Raw genomic sequence first — 4,703 nt, 5'->3', positions numbered from 1 at the left:
TCATCCATGCCATCACCGAGACGCTCGCGTCCGTCAGACCGCGCGGCGATGCCCACGTGGCGGTGACGCTGAACCGGGACGACCACGAAGCCCTCACCTTCCACACGCAGCTCGCTGCGGTTCGGCCACATTCAGGCGGGACGGCGCAGTCTGCCGGTAGCGGAGGTCGGCTCGCGGATGTCCCACCGGCTCCCTGGCAGCATTCGACGTACTGGGTTGCGAATCGATCGGCTGGTCGGGTGTTAGCCGATGTCCATCCGTTGCTCGGTGCACACATGGAAGTGCCATCCGGCGACCACGTCTGGCAGGCCGACGTCGGAACCGAGATGATTCCCTGGCTGGCGGATCACAGGGTGCATGGCCAACCGATCATGCCGGCAGCGGCTTTTGCCGAGATTGCGCTGGCTGCCGGCTGCGTAGCGCTCGGCATGGCGGTTGAGGCCGTCGAGGTGAGTCGGCTCGAGATCGAGCAGATGCTGACCTTGGACGGCCAGACCCAGCTAACGACGCAGCTCATCCGTAGCGCGGACAATGGGATCCGCGTCGAGATCCAGTCGCGCTCAACCGACGGCAGCTGGCGTCGGCATGCGGTGGCCCGCGTCGACTTGGCGCAGCGGGATGGTCCGGCTGAGCGGACGGGCTCGCCTGCCGAGGGCGGGACTGCCGTGTCGCCCGCTGACCTGTACGCCGCTCTGCGACGGACTGGCACCCATCATGGGCAAGCGTTTGCCGCATTGACCCGAATCGTTCGGATGCCCAGCGGTCGTTCGGAGACCGAGATCGCGCTCCCCGAGGAGGCCGCCCCGCATCGGGACTATCGATTACATCCCGTGATGCTCGATGCGGCGCTGCAGAGCCTGGCCGCCGCGATGCCGGCCGAATCGCTATCGGATGCGGCCGAAGCGACATACCTACCCGTGTCCTTCGAGACGATCCGGGTGCTCGGCGATGTCGGCCGAAGGGCACGATGCCGGGCCGAGATGGTCAGCCTCGACGGCGACGGTGCCGGCAAGCTGGGCTCGATCATCCTGACGGATGAGGCTGGGACGCCGACCGCCGAAATCACCGGCGTCTATCTACGGCGGGTAGAGCGCCGAACGGTGCCATTACCGTTGGAGCAGAAGATCTTTGACACGGTGTGGGTGCGGACGCCGACGTCGTCGGGAAGCGGCCCGGCCGTATCGGATCCGCCTGCCGGAAGCTGGTTGCTGCTCACCGATGGCGCCGAAACGACGGCGATCGCTGCGGATTTCAGTACCAGCTTCGGTTCGCCCACCCGGCGAGTGATCAGCGCAGACTTGTCAAATGAGTCCGCAGTGCTGGAAGCATTCGCGAGAACTGCAGCGGAGCCCGAGCTTCCGCCGGTAGGCGTCGTCGTCTTGATCGGACGGCGCTCGTTCGATGGCACCGACGCCGATGGTGCGCTGGCGCGCGCGCAGAATTTGATTCTGGGCATCTCGGCTGCGGTACGCGCGATCGTCGGTGGCTGGCACGGAAAGCCGCCACGGCTGTGGTTGGTGACGCGCAGCGGTCTGGTCGTTCACGATGATGAGTTGGGCGATCCAGCGATCGGTGCTCTCAAAGGTCTGATCCGGGTCCTCGCTTACGAGCACCCGGCCCTGCGCGCCACTCTGGTTGATCTCGATATGGCGCACGACATCGATGTGCCGCTGACCACGGAATTGGGGTTTTTGGGTACCGATGACATCATTGCGTGGCGAGGGGAAAGCAGGACTGTCGAACGGCTCTCGCGGGCGACGGTTGCTGCGCCCCAGCGGGATCCGGTTGTGCGCCCGGAATGCTCGTACATCGTCACGGGCGGACTCGGTGGCCTGGGCATGGTCGTCGCCCGTTGGCTGGTCGACGGCGGCGCCGGGCGCGTCGTCCTCAACAGTCGATCCGATCCAGGAAATGGGCAACCGACGAGCCTTGCCGACCTTGATAGTCGTGCCGAAATCGCCGTCGTACGGGGGGATGTCGCCGCAACGGGAGTCGCGGAGCGGCTCGTCACGGCGGCAGAAGAGACCGGATTGCCGTTGCGGGGCGTCATTCATGCTGCGGCCGTGATCGATGACGGTCTACTGGCCAACCTCAGCCGGGAAGGCCTGGAACGCGTATGGACACCCAAGGTGGCCGGCGCATTGCGGCTGCACGAAGTCACAGCCTCCCGACAACTCGACTGGTGGGTTGGCTTCTCTTCGATGGCTTCGTTGTTGGGCTCGCCAGGGCAAGGCGCGTACGCCTGCGCGAACGCCTGGCTCGATGCGCTGGTCGCGTGGCGAAGAGCATCGGGTCTGCCTGCTACCGCGATCAATTGGGGCCAGTGGTCGGACGTCGGAGTCGCTCGCTCGCTGACGCTGAGTGTGCTCGATCCCATTGCTCCCGCCGAAGGCGTCGAGGCCCTGGAGTCGCTGGTGGGCGGCAACCTCACCCGAGCTGGTGTCGCACGGCTACGTCTTGACCGGGCAGCGGCCGCGTTCCCAGAGATCAGCGGACTCGGCTACTTCGCAAGGCTGGTCGAGGAGTTGGACGACCTGAGCGACGGCGATGACTGGCCGGGTCCCGACGCCCTTCGCGAACTCGACGCTCTCGAGGCCAACCGGGTCATCACCGAGCGGCTGCGCGGGCGCATTCTGGCAATCATGGGCTACCCCGATGGCTGGGCCATCGACACGGGCCAGCCGTTGATCGACCTGGGAATGGATTCGCTGATGGCCGTGCGGATCAGGAATACCACTCGCGGGGACTTCGGCGTCGAGCCGCCCGTGGCACTTCTGTTGCAGGGTGCCTCACTGCAAGATCTCACGGCCGATCTCATCGATCAGCTCGGCCTGGCCGGACAGGACCCCACCGAGCCCGCGAACGGACTTCGCGATCGAACCCATCAACGTGCCGCAGCGCGCCAACGTGCCGCAAAGCGGCGGACGGCAGGACAACGAGCGTGACTGGCAGTACAGAATTCCCACCCAACGCCATTGCGGTCATCGGCATGGCCGGCAGATTCCCCGGCGCCGAATCCGTGTCAGCGTTCTGGCGGAACCTCCGGAGCGGTGAGGAATCCATCGTCACCTTGTCGGAGGACGAGCTGATAGCCGGCGGCGTGAGCGACAAGGCTCTGGCGAATCATGCGTATGTCAGGCGGGCGGCGCTGATGGCCGGCATAGACGAATTCGACGCTGAATTCTTTGGTTTCACGCCGCAAGCCGCGCGGATGACGGATCCCCAACACCGACTGTTCCTGCAGACTGCGTGGCACGCGCTGGAAGACGCCGGCTGCGACCCGGCGCAGTCCGATGATTCGATCGGTGTGTACGGAACGAGCTCCGCGAGTGGCTATCTGCTGAACAACCTCATGTCGCACCACGACCCGTACCTAATCATGGGCCAAGGGGCCAGCTTTGACATGATCAACTTGTCGCTGCAGAACGACAAAGATCATCTGGCGACCCGGGCGGCACACCAATTCAATCTGCGCGGTCCCGCACTTTCGGTTCAGACGGCTTGCTCGTCGTCACTGGTCGCGGTGCACCTGGCCTGCCAGAGCCTGCTCAGCGGTGAATGCGACATCGCTCTGGCCGGTGCCGCGTCGATTCGGGTCCCGCACCGAGTCGGATACTGGTACCAACCCGGATCGATGGCGTCGGCGAGCGGCCATTGCAGGCCGTTCGACGTCAGGGCGGATGGCACCATCTTCGGCAGCGGCGTCGCCGTCGTGGTGCTCAAGCCACTTGAGGCCGCTGTCGACGACGGAGATCGCATTCGCGCCGTCATCAGGGGATCGGCGATCAACAACGACGGGTCGACGAAGATGAACTACGCGGCGCCCAACGCCGCCGGTCAGGCCGAGGCCATCGCCGAGGCGCATGCGGTAGCGGGCATCGATGCGTCGACCGTGAGCTTTGTCGAGACCCATGGGACCGGCACGCCACTCGGCGACCCGATCGAGCTAGAAGGGTTGCGGCAGGCGTTCGGCGTTTCCACCGCAGCCAGGCCTGGCCCGTGCTTCCTGGGTTCGGTCAAGTCCAACATCGGCCACTTGGAGGTGGCGTCCGGGATCGCCGGTCTGGTCAAGGCGATTCTGTGCCTCGAACACCGGGCCATCCCGGGAACACTGCACTACACCCGCCCCAATCCCGAATTGCGGCTCGACGGAGGACCGTTCGTGGTTCGCAGCGAGTACGGCCCGTGGGAATGGGACGGCATGCGTCGCGCCGGCGTCAGCTCGTTCGGCGTTGGCGGCACCAACGCGCACGTCGTCCTGGAAGAGGCGCCGGTGGCTTCGCCCGCGCAAACCCAAAATGGTCCACAGGTCCTCATGCTGTCCGCCCGAACCGCAGAGGCACTGGAACAGTCCCGCTCCGCGCTGGCCGCCGAACTGTGCGGCCCAGACGAGCTGAGCCCGTTCGACGTCGCATTCACCCTTGCGGGGCGCCGACAAGAGAACATCCGGATGGCCGCGGTCGTCAACGATCAGGAGCACGCGGCAGCGGTACTGCAGGCACCCGAACACGACAACGTCTTCGTCGGCGAGTCCCCTTCGGGCAGTGAATCGAACACGGAAAGAGTCGTCTTCCTCTTTCCCGGCCAAGGTGCTCAGCACGTCGGGATGGCACGCGGCCTCCATGAATCCGAGCCGGTGTTCGCCGAACACTTCGATCGGTGCGCCGCGGGGTTCAGCGAGGAATTGGGTATCGACCTGAGCG

Annotated in this window: 2 protein-coding genes; both read left to right on the top strand. The window is 65.6% G+C overall.

The features are described from left to right. A partial coding sequence (locus tag QOC69_RS13545) for a beta-ketoacyl reductase (protein ID WP_526440262.1) occupies window positions 1-2,945 on the top strand: 2,945 nt, incomplete at its 5' end. 44 nt (window positions 2,946-2,989) lie between these two features. After that, window positions 2,990-4,703, top strand: a 1,714-nt coding sequence (locus QOC69_RS13540) for a type I polyketide synthase (protein ID WP_526440264.1), incomplete at its 3' end; no start/stop codon positions are given.

It is taken from the genome of Mycobacterium sp. (genome assembly GCF_032162105.1).
Taxonomy (GTDB): Bacteria; Actinomycetota; Actinomycetes; order Mycobacteriales; family Mycobacteriaceae; genus Mycobacterium.
The sequence above is the reverse complement of the archived record's forward strand: the minus strand, read 5'-3'. Positions and strand labels throughout refer to the sequence as shown.